This window comes from Paraburkholderia sp. BR10141, from assembly GCF_056155635.1.
On record NZ_JBMIQH010000008.1, the window covers coordinates 184,880 to 204,715 of the forward strand.

At 60.8% G+C, this 19,836-nt stretch carries 18 protein-coding genes and 3 pseudogenes; 6 read left to right on the top strand and 15 right to left on the bottom strand.

The genetic code is table 11. The features are described from left to right. Nucleotides 1-57: 57 nt before the first annotated feature. From ACOJB8_RS14055 to ACOJB8_RS14075, 5 genes and pseudogenes are all read right to left on the bottom strand, one after another. On the bottom strand, nucleotides 58-1,437 hold the full coding sequence (locus ACOJB8_RS14055) for an MFS transporter (protein WP_475012971.1): 1,380 nt from the start codon (nucleotides 1,435-1,437) through the stop codon (nucleotides 58-60). Nucleotides 1,438-1,727: 290 nt separating this feature from the next. Next, nucleotides 1,728-2,816, bottom strand: a complete 1,089-nt coding sequence (locus ACOJB8_RS14060) for an asparaginase (RefSeq protein ID WP_342946025.1) — start codon at nucleotides 2,814-2,816, stop codon at nucleotides 1,728-1,730. Nucleotides 2,817-3,095: 279 nt separating this feature from the next. After that, the gene (locus ACOJB8_RS14065) at nucleotides 3,096-3,620 is read right to left on the bottom strand and encodes a P-loop nucleotide/nucleoside kinase family protein (RefSeq protein ID WP_475012974.1); all 525 of its coding nucleotides are present in this window, start codon (nucleotides 3,618-3,620) and stop codon (nucleotides 3,096-3,098) included. A 695-nt stretch (nucleotides 3,621-4,315) separates the two neighbouring features. Continuing rightward, nucleotides 4,316-4,768: a YybH family protein gene (locus ACOJB8_RS14070; protein WP_368604779.1), complete on the bottom strand. Its 453-nt coding sequence runs from the start codon at nucleotides 4,766-4,768 to the stop codon at nucleotides 4,316-4,318. A gap of 29 nt (nucleotides 4,769-4,797) precedes the next feature. Continuing rightward, nucleotides 4,798-4,941, bottom strand: a pseudogene (locus ACOJB8_RS14075) (YdeI/OmpD-associated family protein); the annotation flags it as partial. A 259-nt stretch (nucleotides 4,942-5,200) separates the two neighbouring features. On the opposite strand from ACOJB8_RS14075, the gene ACOJB8_RS14080 reads away from it, so the two are divergent. From ACOJB8_RS14080 to ACOJB8_RS14090, 3 genes are all read left to right on the top strand, one after another. Beyond that, nucleotides 5,201-5,707 carry an N-acetyltransferase family protein gene (locus ACOJB8_RS14080; RefSeq protein WP_475012976.1) on the top strand — a complete coding sequence of 169 codons (507 nt, stop codon included), beginning with the start codon at nucleotides 5,201-5,203 and terminating at the stop codon, nucleotides 5,705-5,707. Nucleotides 5,708-5,943: 236 nt separating this feature from the next. Continuing rightward, nucleotides 5,944-6,171, top strand: coding sequence for a hypothetical protein (locus ACOJB8_RS14085; RefSeq protein ID WP_069262027.1), 228 nt, complete (start codon nucleotides 5,944-5,946; stop codon nucleotides 6,169-6,171). 232 nt (nucleotides 6,172-6,403) lie between these two features. Continuing rightward, on the top strand, nucleotides 6,404-7,225 hold the full coding sequence (locus tag ACOJB8_RS14090) for a DUF4377 domain-containing protein (RefSeq protein ID WP_475012978.1): 822 nt from the start codon (nucleotides 6,404-6,406) through the stop codon (nucleotides 7,223-7,225). A 242-nt stretch (nucleotides 7,226-7,467) separates the two neighbouring features. Here ACOJB8_RS14090 and aroE read toward each other — a convergent pair whose 3' ends face one another. Genes aroE through ACOJB8_RS14115 form a run of 5 tightly spaced genes read right to left on the bottom strand, consistent with a single transcriptional unit; the run spans nucleotide 7,468 to nucleotide 11,322 of the window. After that, nucleotides 7,468-8,304, bottom strand: a complete 837-nt coding sequence (aroE, locus tag ACOJB8_RS14095) for a shikimate dehydrogenase (RefSeq protein WP_475012980.1) — start codon at nucleotides 8,302-8,304, stop codon at nucleotides 7,468-7,470. A gap of 6 nt (nucleotides 8,305-8,310) precedes the next feature. Beyond that, nucleotides 8,311-9,522: a CaiB/BaiF CoA transferase family protein gene (locus ACOJB8_RS14100; RefSeq protein ID WP_069262030.1), complete on the bottom strand. Its 1,212-nt coding sequence runs from the start codon at nucleotides 9,520-9,522 to the stop codon at nucleotides 8,311-8,313. After that, nucleotides 9,522-9,980, bottom strand: coding sequence for a MaoC family dehydratase (locus ACOJB8_RS14105; RefSeq protein WP_475012983.1), 459 nt, complete (start codon nucleotides 9,978-9,980; stop codon nucleotides 9,522-9,524). Before ACOJB8_RS14105 ends, ACOJB8_RS14100 begins: the two co-directional genes overlap by 1 nt. A 2-nt stretch (nucleotides 9,981-9,982) precedes the next feature. Next, the gene (locus ACOJB8_RS14110; RefSeq protein WP_368604775.1) at nucleotides 9,983-10,375 is read right to left on the bottom strand and encodes a VOC family protein; all 393 of its coding nucleotides are present in this window, start codon (nucleotides 10,373-10,375) and stop codon (nucleotides 9,983-9,985) included. After that, complete coding sequence (locus tag ACOJB8_RS14115) at nucleotides 10,372-11,322, bottom strand: ketopantoate reductase family protein (RefSeq protein WP_475012985.1); 951 nt, start codon at nucleotides 11,320-11,322, stop codon at nucleotides 10,372-10,374. The genes ACOJB8_RS14110 and ACOJB8_RS14115 overlap by 4 nt, the downstream gene beginning before the upstream one ends. Before the next feature lie 106 nt (nucleotides 11,323-11,428). On the opposite strand from ACOJB8_RS14115, the gene ACOJB8_RS14120 reads away from it, so the two are divergent. Continuing rightward, complete coding sequence (locus ACOJB8_RS14120; RefSeq protein WP_368604773.1) at nucleotides 11,429-12,334, top strand: LysR family transcriptional regulator; 906 nt, start codon at nucleotides 11,429-11,431, stop codon at nucleotides 12,332-12,334. A 141-nt stretch (nucleotides 12,335-12,475) separates the two neighbouring features. Beyond that, nucleotides 12,476-12,763, top strand: coding sequence for a DUF1330 domain-containing protein (locus ACOJB8_RS14125; protein WP_475012987.1), 288 nt, complete (start codon nucleotides 12,476-12,478; stop codon nucleotides 12,761-12,763). A gap of 164 nt (nucleotides 12,764-12,927) precedes the next feature. On the opposite strand, the pseudogene ACOJB8_RS14130 reads toward ACOJB8_RS14125, so the two are convergent. Together ACOJB8_RS14130 and ACOJB8_RS14135 are read right to left on the bottom strand one after the other, a co-directional pair. Beyond that, nucleotides 12,928-13,140: pseudogene (locus ACOJB8_RS14130) on the bottom strand (RidA family protein); the annotation flags it as partial. 5 nt (nucleotides 13,141-13,145) lie between these two features. Continuing rightward, the gene (locus tag ACOJB8_RS14135) at nucleotides 13,146-16,085 is read right to left on the bottom strand and encodes a GH92 family glycosyl hydrolase (protein ID WP_475012989.1); all 2,940 of its coding nucleotides are present in this window, start codon (nucleotides 16,083-16,085) and stop codon (nucleotides 13,146-13,148) included. 362 nt (nucleotides 16,086-16,447) lie between these two features. On the opposite strand from ACOJB8_RS14135, the gene ACOJB8_RS14140 reads away from it, so the two are divergent. Next, nucleotides 16,448-16,792, top strand: coding sequence for a cupin domain-containing protein (locus tag ACOJB8_RS14140; RefSeq protein WP_368617826.1), 345 nt, complete (start codon nucleotides 16,448-16,450; stop codon nucleotides 16,790-16,792). 139 nt (nucleotides 16,793-16,931) lie between these two features. Here the strand turns inward: ACOJB8_RS14140 and ACOJB8_RS14145 are convergent. From ACOJB8_RS14145 to ACOJB8_RS14155, 3 genes and pseudogenes are all read right to left on the bottom strand, one after another. Next, a pseudogene (locus ACOJB8_RS14145) lies at nucleotides 16,932-17,336 on the bottom strand (SRPBCC family protein). Nucleotides 17,337-18,198: 862 nt separating this feature from the next. Beyond that, nucleotides 18,199-18,852, bottom strand: a complete 654-nt coding sequence (locus tag ACOJB8_RS14150; protein ID WP_368617824.1) for an isochorismatase family protein — start codon at nucleotides 18,850-18,852, stop codon at nucleotides 18,199-18,201. Between the two features lie 438 nt (nucleotides 18,853-19,290). Continuing rightward, complete coding sequence (locus tag ACOJB8_RS14155) at nucleotides 19,291-19,584, bottom strand: hypothetical protein (RefSeq protein ID WP_368729911.1); 294 nt, start codon at nucleotides 19,582-19,584, stop codon at nucleotides 19,291-19,293. Nucleotides 19,585-19,836: the final 252 nt, after the last annotated feature.

Sequence of the window (19,836 nt, forward strand, 5' to 3'; positions counted from 1 at the left end):
ACTGTCAGCAGACGTTGCCACGAGTGCGCCAACGTGGGAGCGTCACACGCCAGGCCTTCAGTGGCGATGTCCCGCTGTATGCAGGCTCACGTTCGGTGCGCCGTCCACCGCCGGCTCGTTGCTGCCCTGACCAGAACCCATATCCGAAAGACTCTCTTTGCCGGTTTCCGGTGCGAACAAATGACAGAACACGCCGCCGAACACCAATACGGCCACGCACACGCCGAGCGCTGCGTGAATGCCAACCTGTTGCACGGCCACGGGCAGGAGAAACGTACTGATCGCGGAACCGAACCGGCTGGAGGCAACGGCCAGCCCGACGCCTGACGCGCGCAGGTGGGTCGGGAAAAGCTCTGGCGGATAGACGAATTCGAGGTTCGCGGCGGCCGAGAGAATGCAGGCGAAAATGCCAAATGCGAGGATTGTGCCGAGCGGACCGAATCCGGCGTAGGCGAGCACCGCCAGCCCGATCGCTGCGAGATAGAAGCTACCAATGAGAAACGCGCGGCGCGAGAGTCTGTCGACGATTAGCAATCCAAAGATCGCTCCGGCGAACAGCAGCACGTTATAAACGAGTCCGCCGACAAAGCCGTCCTTGACCTGCAAGGCTTGCAGTACCTTCGGCGAAAAGGTACCGAGCGCAAAGTATGGAATGACCTGGCACGTGTAGAAAACGCAGCCGACCAGGGTGTTCTTTCTCCAACGGGCCGAGAACAGTTCCGACCACGCACCACGACGTTGCTCGGGCGCGGCTGTCGGTGCGGGCAGAATAGTCTCCGCACCGAACTTTGCACGGATGATCTTCAGTGCCTCGTCCTTCCGGCCGCGCTTCATCAGCCACATGGGCGACTCGGGTACGCCGAGCCGGAACGGGAGAATGAGCAGTGCCGGCAGTCCACTCGCAGCCAGCATGATCCGCCAGGCGTCGGGGCCGATATCGCGAATGGCAAAGCCCGCGAGATACGCGCAGACGTAACCCGCTGCCCAGGCTGCTGCGAGCACACTCAGGAGACGGCCGCGATAGCGGCGTGGGGAAAACTCCGTGACGAGCGATTTGCTTACGACGTAGTCGGCGCCGAGAATGAAACCAAGCAGCACGCGCAACACCAGCAGCTGGGTCGGCGACGTCACAAAGAATTGCGCTGCAGAAATCGCCGCAAACAGCAGCATGTCGAAGGCGAAAATGGTGCGCCGGCCATATCTGTCCGCCACGGGCCCGGCAAACATGCTGCCAAAAAACAAGCCGGCAAGGGACGCCGCACCGAGTGCGCCCATCCAGAGCGCGTTCAGGTGCAGCGCTCCCGCCGCCATGCTCACCGCGATGCCGATGATGCCCAGCACGAAACCGTCGCTGAACTGTCCGCCTGTGCCGCTGAACGCCACGCGCAAGTGGAAACCGCGCAGCGGAACGTCCTCCATCAATATCGGCTTGCTCACTTTCGTCTCCTGGACTCTGGTTGTCAGCGAGGCGCCTGCCTGCGCCTTCTGAAACCAGTGTAGGGACTCGGATTCAAGAAAACAGCATATCCGGTGTCAGTATCAGCAACTCTAATACTATGTCACGCGGCGGTTGAAGTGGAGCAGTTCAACGTACGCCAACCGGTCGAGGCTCGAACCGGGGCCGGCTTCGGGCCTCACGGAACGACATGCGGCGCGGCGGTGTGCTTTGGCAGCACCGTCGCGCCTGAACGAATCATCTTCACCGGCCCTGAGCCGGCAAAAGCGATTCAAAACTCGTGGAGCATTGCCTGGATACTCGCCGGATCTTTGGTCGTCGTCAGCGCGAGCATCAGCAGAATGCGGGCCTTTTGGGGGTTCAGATCGTCACCGAGAAGACCCACATAGGCCGGATCTTCCGGTATGAATCCGCCCCCTGTGCGGGACGAGCGGACCACAATCACCCCCTGGGCGATCGCCTTCTTGATGGACGGAAGAGTGAGAAGCGATTCGCTGCCTGCTCCAACGCCTGCGACGACAATGCCCTTTGCTCCGTGCGCGACTGCGGCGTCGTAGATGTAGCCGCCGTCATTCTGATAGCCGTAGACAATATCGACTTCCGGCAGAGAATCGAGCTTCGACACGTCAAATGGCGTTGCAGTGGTATTGCGTTTCAGCACGGACGTTTCGAAGTGGGGAACCTCGTCCACCAGCGTGCCCAGGTAGCCGGCGTCGTTTCCCTTGAACGTATCCGGTGTCGTGCCGTTGGTCTTCGTGGTGTAGCGAGCCGAGCCGATCCGGTCGTTCAGCACGATCATGACGCCGTGGCCACGCGCCTCCGGCGAGGCCGCAACCGTGACTGCCTGCAGGAGGTTGCTCGGACCATCGGCGCTGATGGCCGTCGACGGACGCATCGATCCGGTGACTACCACGGGCTTGTCGCTCTTGACGACGAGATCGAGAAAATAGGCCGTTTCCTCGAGGGTATCGGTGCCGTGAGTCACCACGACACCTGCGATGTCCGGCTGAGCGAGAAGCTGATTCACGCGCTTCGCCAGTTTCAGGAGGATATCGTTGGTGATGTTCTCACTCCCGACATTCGAAATCTGTTCGCCGGACACCTGTGCAATCTTGCCCAGTGACGGGACTGATCTGAGAAGCGCATCGGCCGTCAGGACGCCGGGCTTGTAGCCCGTCGTCTGCGTCTCACTGCCCGCGGTACCTGCGATCGTGCCGCCGGTTGCCAGCACCGCTACGTGGGGCAGTTTATCGGGGGATGTGGATTGCGCCATGGCCGGGGCCACTGAGAACAGGCAGAGTGCAAGCCCGGCTAGAAGCCGGCCTAAGTCGTTGCTCATATGAGCGCGGTTGTGTTTCACGGGATGTCTCCAGATTGGAAGAGTGAAACTCTGGATAGCCATCGAGATTGGCGTATCGCTGAAGACGAGTGTAGTGACACATTCAGGAAATCAAATCAGGCACGGGCTATCATTAAGGAAACTGATAGTGCGGTGCACGGAAGATGAAGATGCGCATTCCCCGCGCTGCTCGCGGATGCGTAGTCTCGACGCACAAAAAACAGCTGCGTTGCGTCCAAGCGGTCGTTGAAGCCCTCGTGCGATCCCCTGATGTCCAGGAGAAACGTATTTTCTCGAACGCTAAAGCAATCGCCCCTCTGGAGATGACATCGAAAGGCGGTGGATGATCGCGTCGACGGCCTGCTCGACAGAAACGTTAGCTGTGTCGACAACGAGATGCTCAGATTCCCATGCGTCATATTGGCGTTCAAGCACGCTCTTCCACGTCGGCAGCTTGTGGCCCGGAATATCGGCTCGCCGTCCCTCGACCCTCAAACGGTGCGTCGTCGTATCAGAACAAACCAACTCAATCTCGAAGATTTGAACACCGGCTTCGAGCGCGACACTTCGCCAGGCGCTGCGCGTCATATGCAACGCGTTGACCGAGTCGGCGACGACGGTCAAACCAAGGCGCAAATTATCTTTCGCAACTCCATATCCGGCCAGATATCCGGCAGGTCCGATATCCGCCGCTGCGCCCGCGGCCTCGATGAATGCCTGTTCCAACGTATCAATGCGCAGATAGACCGCGGCCAGTTTGCGAGCAAGTGTTTGCGCTATGGTTGTTTTTCCGGTGCCCGGTAGTCCCCCGAAGGCAATCAGCATTTTCGACGCTCTCAATATTCGAATATTGGCTGATTGTCGCAGGATTTCTGTCGCGACTTCCAGTGTCCGCTCCTGGCGGATCTCCGCTGCCCGCCGCAGCTCAGGCGTGACGGTCGTCGTGCGGCACACCCGCGGCCGTGGGCCCCGACAATTTGCAGACAGAGTCAGGACTATCCGTGACGCGGAGGTAATACCTTGCGAGCGGTCGTTGAGAGGCCGAGCAAGCGAGGGGCCGGAGTCTGTCGGGACAGTGCCATCGCTCCCGGCCCGCTTTCGAAGTGTCGGTACCTGAGGTGTTGAATCAGTTGTCGTCGCTTCTGGACGGGAGATGCTCGTGAGGCTCGGGCTCTGCCGCGTCGGCGTCAGGAAGGTCGTCTGGGGCCGGATTTTTCAGGCCCTTTGGATCGGGCTGCCGCGTTGTGCCGGCGGAGGTTGGCGCGGGGTTGAGGGGGGTGCCGGTCGGCTCACTGGATGGATTCGACGTCATGATGTGCTCCTGCGCTGATGAATACATCTCCCGATCATGATAGTACGCCTGGTCGCCTTAAGCCGATGCCCTGATTCCGGTTGGACTTACTGGCTTTGCCAATCTTTGGCCATCGCCGACGAATGAGCGGCGGCACAGAGTCGCTCAGCGACCGTTGCACTGCATGCTCGACGGAATTGCCAGATCGCGTGAGACGATTCCTGCGACCTCAGCGTGCCACCGGGGACAGCGTGTTGGCGTCGCGGGCCAGAAGCCAGCGGCCATCGGGCTGTTTGCGGTACAGGGTCATCCGATGACCGGCCAGCTCCGTTGCTTCTCCGCCGGCGCGCGGTGTCACAGATAACGAGTCCCGGCACAGTGTGTAGGCGACTTCGCCGACGATCACGACCTCTTCCAACTCGCTGATGCAGCGGATCCGAGATTGTTGGTGGGCGGCCGAGAAGCCGACGTGGAATCGCTCCCGACCGATGGGCGCTCGACCCGGATTCAAAAACACGACATCGTCCGCCATCAAGGTGAGCAAGCGGACAAGATCGCCCGCGTTGACTGCATCAATCCAGGTTGTGTGCATCTCACGAATAGCGCGTTCATCGGATCCCATCTGGAACCTCCATTGCCAAAACAGTTCGATTACGACGACCATCAGGGCGTCGGTCAGCATCGATCGCCATCCAGGTCGGGAGCGCGGCACTATCCGAGGCTGTCGAACTTCCCGGTCTGAGGATAAATGGTTTCGCCGCGATTCAGCATGCCGATGAACTGCTCGATCTTGCGCACCGGTGTTGCGGGCTTTTTGGCATTCTGCATCCGAAACAGGATAGCGTAGCGGTTGCGGGCGACGATGACGCCTGCTTGCCCGGTCACCATCAACTTCCGGGCGAGCCTGCCGTTATAACGGTGCAGCAAACCGAAGGGCACGGCCCCTTCTTCTTTCAGGGTCATGTCGACGCACTCAAGCGTCAACCAGCAGCCAGTACGGCTCGCGCAAGAAACGGGGCCGGACGTGAGTAAACCGCAGACAATCATCAGCAGTGTTGAGCCGGCATGGCTTCATACTTTCGCGCCGCGCGGGCTCCCACTCCCGAGCATCCTGATGGCCACAGAGTCGAGCCCCGTTCTAATTCGCCCGACCTCGGAAGAAGACTGGCAAATCTTGAAGACGGTCCTCCTTGCCGCGCTGCTTGACAGCCCAACGGCGTTCGGTCTGAATTACGCCACCGCGGCTGCGTATAGCGAGCAGCAATGGCGCGAATGCGCTTCAGGTCAGACGCAGCCGCAATATTTGGTAGCCATGGTGCAAGGGCAAGCAGTCGGTCTTATCGGCGATGCGATAAGCCGCACGCGCGAATACAACCTGATTGCCATGTGGGTTCATTCGAAGTGCCGGGGTTTGGGAATTGCAAGTCGCCTGGTCAACGCAATCCAGGCGCGCGCGATTGAACGCGGACAGCGAAGAGTCGTGTTGAGAGTCTCGCCAGACAACGCCCGCGCTGTAGGTCTCTATCGCCGACATGGTTTCCGGTTCTTGCCCGAACGAGAAGCGCTAGCCAATCAGCCCGGCATCAGCGTGCAGAAAATGGAATGGAATAGCGGTGGCTGACTGTCGGTGCGATATCTCACCGAGAGGGTCCAGACAGGCAAAACCGGGGATGGAAACGCCCTTGCTGGATTCGCGGCTCATCGGGTCAGCCGGCGTGCAGATGACTCGATCCTTGCGCTAGTATGGAAGGGCAAAAGATGCATCGAAGACAGCGCGCCGGCCCGGTGCTGACGTCACCTGCCCGCTTTGCCCTGCTATTCAGCCGCTAGCATCGCCGCGTTCAGACGGAGGTCGACATGAACGAACAATCCGTGCTCGGTATCATCCATGCGCAGGAACTACTGATGGTGTCCCTCATCCGCGTACTCCCGCCCGACGAGCGGCGCAAAGTTTCCGAGGAGTTCCACCGCCAGGTCGAGCTAGCCGAAGCGCCGCATCTGAGTGACGGCCATCACCGCGAGATGACCGAAGCGTTCAAGGCGCATATCCGCAAGCTGTCGATCTTGCTGGCATCGTTGAGTTGATCGGGCCGACGTTCGCGCCACCGTCAACAGCCACGAAACGCGCCCGTCATGCACTGACCGTCGCCGCGTTCGCCCGGGCGTGGCCAACCACGCCCGATCCAATGCGACACGCCCCGTGGTTGTATCATTCACTAGCTCTTCTGGTCTCCCCATTGGCAATCGGACTACGTCGCTAGCTTTTTCAACGCGACAAGCTGCCTGAAACATCCACCGAACCAGCTGAGGTACCGCCGTGAAATGCAACCTGCTATTTCTGCTCCTCGCCCTTGCCGCATGCTCGCAAATACCCGACGCGCAAAGCCCGGCGCCTTCAACGAGCGCGTCGACTGCTGCCGGCGCGAGCGCGGTACCGGCGATCGAACCTGGGATACTCAGTCAGTATCACTGGCAACTCAGCGACGCGTTTGACAGCAAAGGCATGCGCATTGATGCGTTGTTTGCCCGTGCAGAAAAGCCCGTGCAACTGGACTTCAGCGCCGACCGGCTAAACGTAGTCAATAGCTGCAACAATATGGGCGCCAGTTACAGTGTCAAGAAAGGACGGCTGCAGATTGGCCAGATGGTGAGCACCATGATGGCTTGCCCTGACGCCGCTCGCGCCGCCCTCGACGACGCCATTGCCAGGCGCCTGCATGGCAGCCTCGACGTGAGCCTGCTGGCCCGTGGCGATACCCCCCGCATGCAACTGGTTACGGATAGCGGCGACACGCTGACATTTATCGGCGTGCCCACTGCTCAGACCCGTTTCGGCGGACCGGGTGAAACGACCTTCCTCGAAGTGGCCGCGCAATCGGTGCAGTGCCACCATCCGCTCATTCCGGACAATCAATGTCTGCTGGTGCGTGAGCGCCACTTCGACGAGCACGGTTTGCCAACCGGAACACCTGGCGCATGGCAACCGCTGTATCAGGAAATCGAAGGCTATGCCCATACGCCTGGAATGCGCGATGTACTGCGCGTCAAGCGCTATACCATCAAGAACCCGCCCGCCGACGGACCAGCGATTGCGTACGTGTTGGACATAGTGGTTGAATCGGAAAAGGTGGAGAACTAGCTTTCCCGACCTGTCAGTTTCAGCACTCGGCCTTTCACCACTGGCATTCCACCCGGATCAGTCGGGCTAGTCCTGCGCAATCCACCACAACCGCGCAGGCAAGTTCGACGATGGTGACGAGCCCTACCGCTCCCGGGTGCTGCAACGCGTGATCGCCAGGGGCATCCTCCCCAAGGGCACCAAGCTGTCCCCGCTGGATTCTCTTCCCCCAGGTGTTGCGAATCAGGCGGATTACAGCGCGCTCAGTCGAGCGGCACGGTGAGGCGGTCGATGACCGCGGCCGTCAACGGTCGAACGCCGCGCCACCATGCAAAGGCTTCGGCCGCCTGTTCGACCAGCATGCCCACGCCGTCGGCGACACCGTGTACGCCGGCGTTGCGCGCGAGCCGCAGGAACGGCGTGAGCCGCTTTCCGTACGCAAGTTCGTAGGCAGTGCCCTCCGGGCTGAACACGCCCGGAGGGACGGGTGGCAGGTCGCCCGTCAAGCTTGCTGACGTCGCGTTGACCACAAGGTCGAAGCGGCCTCGCGTCGCGAGATCACCATAGCCGCAGGCGCGTAAGCCCGTACCGCGCGAGCCGACCTGGGCGACCAGCGCGCAGCCTTTGGACACGTCGCGGTTGGCGAGGACCAGTTCGGCGGGACCCGCGGCGAGAAACGGCAGCAGCGCGCCGCGCGCTGCGCCGCCCGCGCCGAGCATCAGCAGGCGTTTGCCGGCGAGCGGGACGCCAAGATTGACTTCGATATCGCGCAACAAGCCAATGCCGTCGAAATTCTCGGCAACGATCCGGCCGCTCTCGAACTTGAGCGCATTGGCGGCACCCGCCAGTGTCGCGCGCTCGCTGCGCGCGTCGGCGAGCGCGAAGGCCTTGAGCTTGAATGGTGCGGTGACGTTCATGCCCTTGCCGCCATCCGCAGCGAACTGGCGCACGGCCCTCGCGAAGCCATCGTCAGGGTCGAGCGGACCTTCGATTGCGACGTAGGACATCGCCTGTTGCGTCGCTTCGGCAAACAGGCGGTGAATCAAGGGTGATTTCGTGTGTCCGATCGGGTGGCCGATCACTGCATACGGGTCAGTCATGGTGTCTCACTTCGCGTAGAGAACGCCTTCGCATTGCATCGCGTCGATCTCGGCAGCGGAAAAGCCGAGCGATTGCGCGACCTCCGTGTTGTGCTGCCCGAGATCCGGCGCGACGTCGCGAATGGTCGTGTCGCAATCAGAAAAGCGGAAAGGCAGGTTGGGCAAACGCAGCGTTCCATAGCGCGGGTGATGCTGCTCGACCACCATGCCGCGCGCCTGGATCTGCGGATCGTCGAGCACCTCGTCGATGCGCTGCACCTTTGCGCAAGGCACATCGATGCCATCCATCAGTTCGAGCACCTGCGCGACGGGCCGCGCGGCGACCCACGGCTGCACGACAGACAGAATCGCCTGCCGGTGCGTGTTGCGGCCGACGCTATCGTAGAAGCGCATATCGCTGCCGAATCCGGCGGGCCCGCCGTGCGTTTCGATCAGCGCGGCGAGGCGCTTCCACGCGTCGTCCACCTGTGCCGCGATCACGAGGTCGCCGTCCGCGGCGCGAAACACGCCATAGAGCGTCGAGGTCGGCATGTCGTGCCCCGTCTGCTCCGGCAGCACGCCTCGAAGCGTGTAGCACTGCACCGCGTATTCGTGCATCGAGACGAGCGTGTCGTAGAGCGCCATGTCGATATGCTGGCCGCGGCCGCTCTTCGCGCGTCCGAGCAGCGCCGCGTTGATCGCCGCCACCGCGTGAATGCCCGTGTACATGTCGCCGAGCGAAATGCGCAGCAACGGCGGCGGCTCGCCCGGCGTGCCCACCATCTGCATGATGCCGCTCTTCGCCTCCGCGATCAGCCCGAATCCGGCGCGATGCGCGTCGGGGCCGGTATGGCCGTATGCCGAGATCGAGCAATAGACGAGGCGCGGATTGCGTGCGGATAACTCGGCATAGCCCAGTCCGAGCTTGTCCAGCGCGCCGGGACGGTAATTCTCGACGAACACATCCGCCGAATCGCACAAGCGGCGCATGAACTCCTTGCCGCGCGCATCTTTCATGTTGACGCTGACGCCGCGCTTGCCCATGTTCAGTTGCAGGAAATAGCCGCTTTGCTGGCCGTCCAGCACGGTCGCGTGCTGGCGTCCTGGGTCACCGCTGCCCGGACGCTCGACCTTGATGACTTCGGCGCCGAGCGCAGCGAGACAGCGGCCTACGTAGGGACCGGCGAGGAAGTGGCTGTAGTCGACCACGCGAATGCCTTCGAGAGGACGGCCCTGCATCAGTACGCTCCCGGCCGACGCAGCACCATCAGACGATGTTCGCCGCGCTGAACCACCTGGTTATCCTGATTGATCAGTTCGGAGGGCAGCACGGCGATGCCCCAGCCAGGGCGGCTGTTGCTCGGCCGCATGGCGCCGACGCGAAATTTCACGTGCAACACATCGTCGACCTTGATTGGCAGCAGAAAATCCCACGTCCACCCGAGCGAGATACCGGGCGGAAAGCGATAGTCGCTCTGTGTCTTGAGGCCGTCGGCAATCGACAGACCGAAAAGCCCATGCGCGACCAGGCAGCCGAAGTGGCTCGCTTTGGCGTATGCCTCGTTCACATGCACGGGCGTATGGTCGCCCGTGAGGTCGGCGTAGGCGAGGATGCGTTCCTTCGTCACGGTGTAGCTCGGGCTCACGCACTCGTCGCCTTCGCGGGCGTCGTCCCAGTACTTCTCGATGATCGTCATGCTTACGCCTCCGCGCGCGGGTTGATGATCAGCGCCTGCGCAACACAGGACGCGGGTTTGGCTTGAATCAGTTCGACGGCGAGGCCGCCGGGCAGACGCAGCCAGTTGCGCCCTTGCGGCAATTCGCTGACGCCAAAGGCATGGGCCGCTGCCAAAGCGGCTTCGAGGTCTTCGCACATGACGCCCAGATGCGCGAGGCGCCCTTCGGGGCCATCGTGTTGCGGCGCATGAATGAACTGAAGACCGCCGAGCGTCCAATACTGGCGCGGCGCGTCGACGGTGCCGTCGACTTCGCGCATGGTCATGCCGAGCACGTCTTCGAAGAAGCGGATATGCCAACGGATGTCGTTCACCCAGATCGCGACATGCTCCAGGTAAGCCTTCGAGCCGCTCATGCCGTCGCCTCCTTGCGCGCTTCATCGGCCATCGCGCGCTCGATGCCCTTGATGCAGGCCACCAGCGTCGCGTTGACGGGCGTCGGCACGCCGAGCCGTTGTCCCCAGCGCACCACCGAACCGTTGATGAAATCGATCTCGGTGACCGAGGCTTTTTCGAGGCTTTGCAGCATCGACGTCTTGAACGCAGGAGACAGACCTGCGGCCGCGACTGTCCAGGCCTGCTCGGGGTCCGTCATCGAGAGCCTGATGCCGGCCGCCTGTGCCGCCGCGATTGCCTCGGATACGGCCGCGAGGGCCGTCGCTTTCAGCAGCGGCTCGTCATAGAGCTGGCCGTAAGTGAGGCGCGTAATGCCGGTAATCGCGCCCGTAGCGACGTTGACGAGCAGCTTGTCCCACATCGTGCCCATGATGTTGTCGCTGACGATGGTCAGCAGCCCCGCTGCGTTGAAGGCCTCGGCGATCGTCTTCGCACGGCGCGTGAGTTGGCCATCCAGTTCGCCGATATACGTCGCCTTGCCGGTGACACCCGACTGGATACGCCCCGGACCGCGCAACACGCCGCCCACATACGTCTTGCCCGCCAGCACGCGCTCGCGGCCCACGATATCGGCGAGCACGTCTTCATGCCCGAGGCCGTTCTGCAGCGACAGCACGAGCGTATCGGGCCCGATCAGCGCGAGTGCGCCGCGCATCGCCGCGTCGGTGTGGAAGGACTTGACCAGCACGATCACCACGTCGGCTGCGCCGATTTCGCTCGCCTGGGTCGCGGCGCGCACTGCGATGCGCCGCGTGCCTTTGTCGTCGTCGACCTGCAGACCGTCGCGGAGCATCGTTTCGACATGGACGGGCGAACGGTCCAGCAGCCAGGTTTCGTGGCCACCTTCCGTGAGTGCGGCGCCGATCGCGCAACCTAGTGCACCGGCGCCGAGAATTGCAATCTTCACAGGGTTTCTCCTTGACGTATAGGCACACGATAGGAGTCGCCGCTCATATCGACAATGCAATGACTACAATGACGTCATTGCGCCATACAATAATGCTCGCTACGCCATGATGCCGACCGATTTGCCTGATCTGAAGCTGCTACAGCTGTTCGACCTTCTGTATGACGCGCGCAGCGTCACGCGCGTTGCCGAGCAACTGGGGCAAAGCCAACCCACCATCAGCATCTGGCTCGGGCGCCTGCGTGAGTATCTGCAGGACCCGCTTTTCATCCGCACCCCCGGCGGCATGGCGCCGACCCCGCAGGCCGATGCGCTGATCGGGCCTTGCCGCGAGATTCTCGAATCGCTCAGGCGCTTCGCCGCGTGGGAGATCACGTTCGATCCGGCGACCGCGCAGCGGCGCTTTCGCATCTGCATGACGGACGCGAGCCACATCACGCTGCTGCCGAGACTGCTCGCGCACGTACGCGCCCAAGCGCCCGGCATCCGGCTCGAGGCAGCGGGAATCGACGGCAACACGGAACGGGCGCTGGAGTCGGGCGAAGCCGATCTGGCTATCGGCTATGTGCCCTGGCTAAGCGGCGGCATCTACCAGCAACAGCTTTATCAACAGAATTGGGTGTGTCTGACGAATCGGCACCATCCGCGCGTTCGCGCGCGGCTCGGTTTGAAGCAGTACCGCTCGGAGGGACACGTCGCGATCGAATCGGGCACGGGTGCTCAATTGCTCGAACAGGCGCTGGCGCGCGAGCGGATCGAGCGTGACGTCGTGCTGCAGCTGCCCGGGTTCCTGGGGCTCGGCACGATCGTCCAGACAACCGATCTGATTGCCACGCTGCCTCGCCACATTGGCGAAACCCTGGCGCAGGCCAACGATCTGGCAGTCCATTCGTGCCCGATTCCCGTGGATGGTTTCGCCGTCCGGCAACATTGGCATGCCCGGTATCATCACGAGGCCGGGAATCGCTGGCTGCGTGGCGTGGTCCTTCAGCTGTTTGGAGTGTCGCCGTGAAAATGACACTAAGGCGCCGTCGATCCGGCAGCTCTCTCGACCCGTGATGGGACGACATCTGTGCCGACACGGCGTATCGAGGCCCGATGCGATTTCATGGCATCATCGTGCGGACCTTCACACAACCTGAGGAGCGACACGATGGCGACCTATATTGTCTTCACGAAGGAAAGCACGCAGGATCAGAGTGAGCTCGATATCTACCAAAGCAAGGTGGGTGCGACCTTCAAAGGTCATCCGGTCAAGATTCTCGCTGCCTACGGACCACAGCAGGTTCTCGAGGGCGAAGCGCCCGAGGGTGTCGTGATAGTAGAGTTTCCGTCGACTGCGGCTGCGCGTGCGTGGTACGACAGCCCGGCGTATCAGGAAGCCGCGCAGCACCGCTTCAAGGGCGCGCGCTATCGCGCCGTTCTTGTCGAAGGCGTGTGACAATCTCGACGTAACCATCGATGTGCATGCGCTCGCCTGCCATCGCGATGAGCTGCCCTCGTTCGCGGATTTCGATGTAGTTGCCCGTCTCGTGCGTGCGTCTGGCGAAAGGACCTCGCCCTGTATAGCGTTGCACGAGCCGCCACATTGCGGTCTCCGCGGGCTGGAGACATTCGAAATGAATTCTTCGCTGCACCAGCCACGAAAGCGTCAATAGCCGTCGCGTAGTGAACGAGCGAAATCACGTCAGTCATTTGCCCACCCATCGCCGCCAGCACGTCGCGAATATTCTCGAGAACCTTGCGCACCTGTAACGCACCGAATGGCGACCAGACATCTGGAAGATTCGCGTTGGGCGCCGCCTGCGCGGCGCCCAACGTATTCAAGGCGCTGCCGCGATACCGAACACGTGCAACTTGCCTTCGCTGGACTGCCTTGGCAATGTCACGCTCGCCACCAGCCTGCCGGGTGTCAGCGGCACCGACTGCGCAAACAGATAAGTCTTGACGCCGTCGGTCGAACCGTTGCCGCCATTGCGATACCCGGTGGTCAACGCGATCGGGTCCACCGGAGCCGCGCTGCCTCCATTGAGAGTCCAGTCGTCAAAGGCGAGCGTGAACGGCGTGGTCGTCCCGTCTGTATAGGTCACGAGCGCGGCTCCCGAGCCGGGGCCGTTGTTGGCCGAACCCAGCAGAACCAGCGAGTGACCGGTCGTGCCGGGCGGCATCGCAATCGTCTGTCCTACCGCCACCGCGTTATCGAGCGGTCCATTCGACAGAACGAAGCTTGCTCCGCCGACAACGAACGGCTTGCCCGGCGCCGCGCCGGCCGCAGCCAATGCAGTCGACGAGTAGCTGAACAGAGAGCCGTCGAAGTCCGAACCGAGGCCGTCGGTGTCGGTGCTGCCGTCGGCGCTGATGCCGTGGTTGTTGAAAGCATCCGCCACGTTGCGCGCGACCGGCACCCCGTAGGACGGAGGCGCATCGGCCGGGTTCGCGCCCCACTGCGAAGGTGACGAACCCATCGCAAAGTTCAGCGTCGCGCCATTGGCGAGTGCGTCAACTTCCAGCCAGGAACGATTGTGAGCGCTGCCATTGACGGTGAGCCCCTGCACATAATTCGCGCTGGGCGCGCCGGGTGCATTGATGCGCAACGTCTTGCCGTTGCCGAGATGAACGACGATCGAGGAGAATTGCGGGCTGCCGATCGCAAAGCCCCCGACGCCCGGGATCTCCGGATAAAGGCCCAGCGCGCCCCACACATACCAGCCCGACACGGCGCCCAGGTCGTCATTCCCGGGCAAACCGTTCGGCCCCGTGCCAAAGGCGCTCGCCATGATCTGCTGGACGACATTCTGCGTGCCCGATGGCGAACCTGCCCAGTTATACAACCAGGGCACCTCGAAGGTCGGCTCGTTGCCCATATAGAAGTTGGGCAGCGTCGTCCCCGCATTCAGCACGGTAAAGAACGTGTTCAGCCGCGAGACCACCGGCGTATTTCCGCCCAATTGCGCGAACAAGCCAGTCGGGTTGAACGGCACCATCCATGTGTACTGCTCAGCGTTGCCCTCCACGTAGTTGTCGGTGCTGCCCTGGTTCTCCGGAATCCACGTGCCGTCGGAGTTGCGTCCGGCAATAAGAGGCGGCGTCAGGGAAGTGTTGAGCAGGTTCTGCCAGTAGCCCGAGCGGCTACGCAGCATTTTCTGGATCGCCGTGTTGCCCAGTGCTCCGGCAAACTGTGAGATCGCGAAATCGCTGCTGCCGTACTCCAGCGTGGACGAAGCCTGCCCCCATTCACCGTTCGTGATGTAGCCGAACTGTAGATAGCTGGCGCGCCCGCCGTTGGTCGTCACGCCGTTGCAGGCGGTGCCGGGAATGTTGGCCATCTGGATCATATGCCTCAAGGCGCCCGCCGTATCGAACTTGCGCGCACCGAAGGCATACGCGCCCGCCACGATAATCGAGCCGGCGTCGCCCGGCATCACGCCGTCTTCGACGTTGTCATTCACCCAATGTGGAATGGCCCCGCACTGATCCGCATCGTTGACGAGCGACTGCGCCATATCGCTCGTTTCCTCAGGAAACAGCGTGGCTTTGAGCGGTATCAGCGAACGATAGATGTCCCAACCCGAAAAGCTGGTGTACTGCGCAGCATGGCCAGCGCTGACCTGATGGACCTTCTGGTCGAAGCCGATGTATTGGCCATTCACATCGCTGAATACGCTCGGTGCCCATGATGCGTGATAGAAGGCCGTGTAGAACTTCGTCAACGCCGTGGTATCGCTACTGCTCACCTGAATGGTGTTGAGGCGCTGATTCCATATCGCATCGGCAACCTTCTTGACGCCATCAAAATCCCATGAAGGATTTTCTGCCTGGAGATTATTTTTGGCGTTTGCGACGCTCACATATGAAATGCCGATTTTCATCAATACTGTGGCGCCTTTTCCGAAATTCATCACGGCAACGCCATTGTTAAAGGATGATGTCTTTACAAATGGCTGACTGAACTCCGCATAGAAGTACACCGGAACATTCGTTGAATTACCGCAAAAGTGGCCTCCCGTGGTACTGCCCGAAATGGTTCTCGCGTCGACCTGCGCGACCGAACCGGCCACGTTCGTCTGCGTGTTTGTATACGTCGTGTTGAGCACGAGCGTCGAAGGCTGATTGTCAGGATACGTGAAGCGTCCAAAGCCGGTACGCAGGGTTGCAGTCAACTCGACCTTCACCTGGTTATCGAGCAGTACCGCATAGGCGCCCGCTACCGACTTCTCGTTGGTATGGCTAAACGTCTGCGCGAGCGGCCTGGTGGCATCGAGCGTCGGCATGACGGGGAATTCGCCGTCATTTCCCGAACAACCGGCACCGCTCATATGTGTGAGACTGAAACTCTGGATCGAGCCGATGTCGTAGTAGTAACCGGCCGGCGAACCGGGCTCCGCGCTGTTCGAGGGAGCCGAGGTGGTATTCGTATCGGGTGCCCACTGCACCATGCCGTTCGGCAGGCCCGCCGCGGGTACGACACTGCCAGCCTGCCCTGCTGGCACGGGGTTGGGAGAGTTGCTGGCCAACGTGCCGATCAGCGGGTTGACATACCGCGTCAATTGCATGGTGCCATGATCGGAAACGGGAATTTGCTCGGCGGCAGCGACAGCCGCGTTCGCACTGCTGGAGCCGGTACTGGAACTAACCTGAGCTGCTGCCTTGAGCTGGTCAGCCGCGACAGCGGCGGAGCCGGACTGGCCTGGACTATCTCCTCCACAACCCGCCAAAGAACCAATGATGATCATGGCGGCCGCAAGACGGCGTAAATCTATCATGGCTGTCTCCTGAGTATCACTACGCGTATCTGGTTTTGTTTAGTTATCCTGTTTATCCATGTGGCATGTGGTATCTGGCTGGAAGCCATGCTATACGAGACATTTGAATCGCGTCAATTGATTATCTGTTGGCGTTTTGTGTTTATCAGAAATTACTAAACAAGTGAATTCATGACGCAACTTCACGTGTTAGTCGCTGCGCATAATCGGTCCAACATGCAGGAGGTTCACATGCGACGACGACTGAGTTCAGGCGTGTCATATTTTCACGCAACCGCGCATTTTCGCTAAAAGTGCCCGAACGGTGGCAGGAACACTCGATGCGGGGCGTTCTCATCAACCCCAAAGGCAGGAGCGAGCGCATGATTGAACCTACTGACTTTCTGGCCATGACGACTGCCCTACGCGACGGTTATCGCAATGAGGTCGTCACGACGGTCAACGATCACGACATTCATGTCAGCGCGATGGAGGTGCCGTACTTCTGGCATTTTCATCCCGACTCCGATGAGACGTTCATCGGAATCGAGGGCGTATTGCTCATTGACTTTGAAGAAGGGACAACGGAGTTGCGCGCGGGTCAGTTGCTGACCATCCCCGCAGGCGTGCGCCACCGCACGCGCCCGGCCGGTGCACGCTCGATCAACCTGACGGTGGAAAGAGCCAATGCCAAGACGATCCGCTGTGACGCACCCCGCGAAGGGTGACTTCATTGCCGTTCGAACGGCGGGGCAATCGATGCCTCAGGCCTGTCCGGCAAATCGAAGTCGCTGGTAGGACTACCAGGTAATACGCAGCGGCAATAATGGGCGCTGCACTAGCGGCAAACGCCCGTGCCATCGCGCCTCATACGCCCAGAACGTCCTGAAGCCGCTGAATCACGTCCGGCCATCCTTTGCCCATGCCCTGGAAGGCTGCCTTGCCGAGCGGCGAATCGAGGTCGAAGCCCTTGTGCTCGAGTGACAGGCGGGTACCGCTTCCTTCGGGTTCGAGCCGCCAGGTGACCGTCGTGTTCAGCGTGCCGGGTGCGAACGACTAGCACAACAGCCGCTCATGCTCGACGGCGACGACCTCGCAGGGCTGCAGGCCCCACGGTCCCATATCCAGCATGAAGCGATGCCCGACAACCGCGCGCACATCGCCAGCAGCCCGCCATCTGGCGTGAATCGCAGGGTCGGTCAGTGCAGTCCAGACCTTGGCCGGCGAGTGCGGAATGAAGCGAGTGAGCTGGATGAGTCCGGGTTCTGTCATTGCGTGTCCTTGCCGAGTATTTCAGTGAGTGCATCGAGGCGCTGCTCCCAATACTGCTCGAACGGATGCAGCCACTCTGAGTGTGCGGAAAGCCCGCCCCGTGGGCGTTACACCAGCACCATTGCAAAGGGTCAAATAGTGCTTGCGCTGCATCGCAAGAACTCACTATGCGTCCAAGTCAAGTATGGGATGTATCCGATTGGAGCCGGTTTTCGATCTCCGTCATAAACCATTGCGTCCGCAACCAGGTCCCCGACACTCTTCTAAATACCTCCACGCAATCGATTTCACCAGTCAATCGCCAATAACTATTAAAACGACAACAAACTCGATGCGCGCCGTGTGAACTGTTTCACTAGGGAGCAAAGCGCAACGCGAACGTCTCCCGTTCGCACGTTGCTCCCTTGCAGGTGCAGCTCGTATGGACTAACCATCAACAGAGTTCATGAATTCGATTCCCCGAATTCGCTCTCGTTGCTCGCTGCTAAATCTACTTCTTCGCAACCCAGCTGTCCGTATAGCTTCATCGCAGTCACCCAACCGTTGCTCCGACGCCAAGGTGACAAGCCAAGAAATGACCCGTTCAAGATAGGCCGGACGGGATTCAACCAGTCCCAAAACGCTCTCAAACGGTCTGTTCCGGCTGGATACTCGACAAAAACCTGCTCTTTCGAGAATGGCCCCTCGAGTAGCACTAATCGGGGGTTCAGTCGATATTAGTCCATGGAACGCCTCGCGAATCTGGTCGGAGGTTGGTTGCTTCAGCCGAACCGCCCCTTTCGTTCGCCCAGGTGACCGGTGGCTGCGATTAAATGTGCCGTCGGAAAAGGCCGATCTCAGCAGGGCCAGAACGCTATTGAAACTATTTTTGCGTCATGGCTTTCACGACGTCCTGCGTCGTGACGACGGCATGTGCGAGAAACGCGTAGTTGACCAGCGCGGCTCTATAACCGTCGCCCCACGTCGGATGGCGGGGCCCAGCTGTGGCATCGGCGACGACGGCTACCTCGAAACCCTGCTCGATCAGATCGCGCAGATGAGCCTCGACACACATGTTGGCCAGCATGCCGCCCAGTACGACTTTCTGCACATTGTGCTTCCGGAGTTGCAGCGTAAGGTCGTTGGTCTGTGGACCGAAAACCTTGTGTGGGCTCACGACGATAGTTTCGCCATCGTCGATGAACGGCTTGAATTCTTCCAGCCAGTCGGCACCCGATTTTTCGAACCCGCTCAGGTTTAGCGCTCCTGTGCGTGCGAACGTTCCCGTCTCGAACTCGCCCGCCTCAAGCGGGCCATTAAATTGCCATCGACGGTCAGTCGGATAGAAGTAATGGGGGGAGATGAAAACACTGAACTTTCCCGTTTTCGCCGCCTTGAAGATTGCCAGCATATTTTCGACGGTCCGGTTTTCCGTCACGCTTGTGCCCAGGACGCCCCAGTTCTTCCCGTTTGGGCTGAGTACGTCGTTTTGTGGATCGGTGAACACCACCGCGGTGTCGGCGGGATCGTAGTTCATAATGCGCACTCCAGTGAACGGATGACGGGACGCGTGCGTCAGAACGGCTTTGTCGGAGCGGAACTTCAACGTTGGGTCAACAACGCCGCCTGAGCAACCACGTCTACGTTTTAGTTCATCGCGCCTATTTTTGCGTTGGAGCCGCAGGTTGAGCGAAGGACGCCGAAAATGACGAGACTCGAGCGTTATGAAACGTCGACGTGGTTTTTTCCAGGGTCACGGCAAGCCGGCGTAGCGAGGTCGTGACGGTCGATAATGGCCGCCGCACATGAACTCAATTTGCGGACCGTCTTCGAAAGGGGCAAATGGCCGAAACGCGGCGAGTTTCTGCCACCTGTCACTGTCGGGCGAGCGTCGCTTCATGGCCCGACCGCCGCCGGCCGTGGACGGCTCAGCTCGACCCCGGAAGAGACGGTCGCGTAACTACAAAACGGACGTTCAATCTGCCGCGATCAGTCGCCACACGTCCGGGTCGCAAAGGCTTACCGTATGTCGATTCTCGTACCATCCATTCACCATTGGCAGGGACGCGATGATATCGGGAATGCCTTCTTCGAATTTCACAAGGCAAATGGTTTTCCAGCCATCCGGAACCCCATCAAATGGCTTGGCATATTGCTGTGTTACTGCGGCGATCTCGCAGCGTGTTCTCGTCAGTGACTGTGGGGCGCCCGTCGGAAAGAGAAATTCGAACGTCCGACCTATCGGAAGATCGGCGTATGCAAACGACATGAGCAGAACTTCGCTGTTCGGTGGCAGTTCCGTCGGGAGCGCGCCCCGCACATGGAATAGGACTGTCGCCGACGCGCGCCCTTCAACAATAAGTACGCGCTCCCGCAAGGGAGCGTCACTCTCAGAGCGCACTAACAGACCCCTTCCGGATTAGTGATTCGGGCAATATACGGTTCGGCATTGTCGACGATCCGAGTCGTTACGTCGACCGTCCCATCCTGGCCGAACCCGCCTGATATAGCTCTGTTGCAC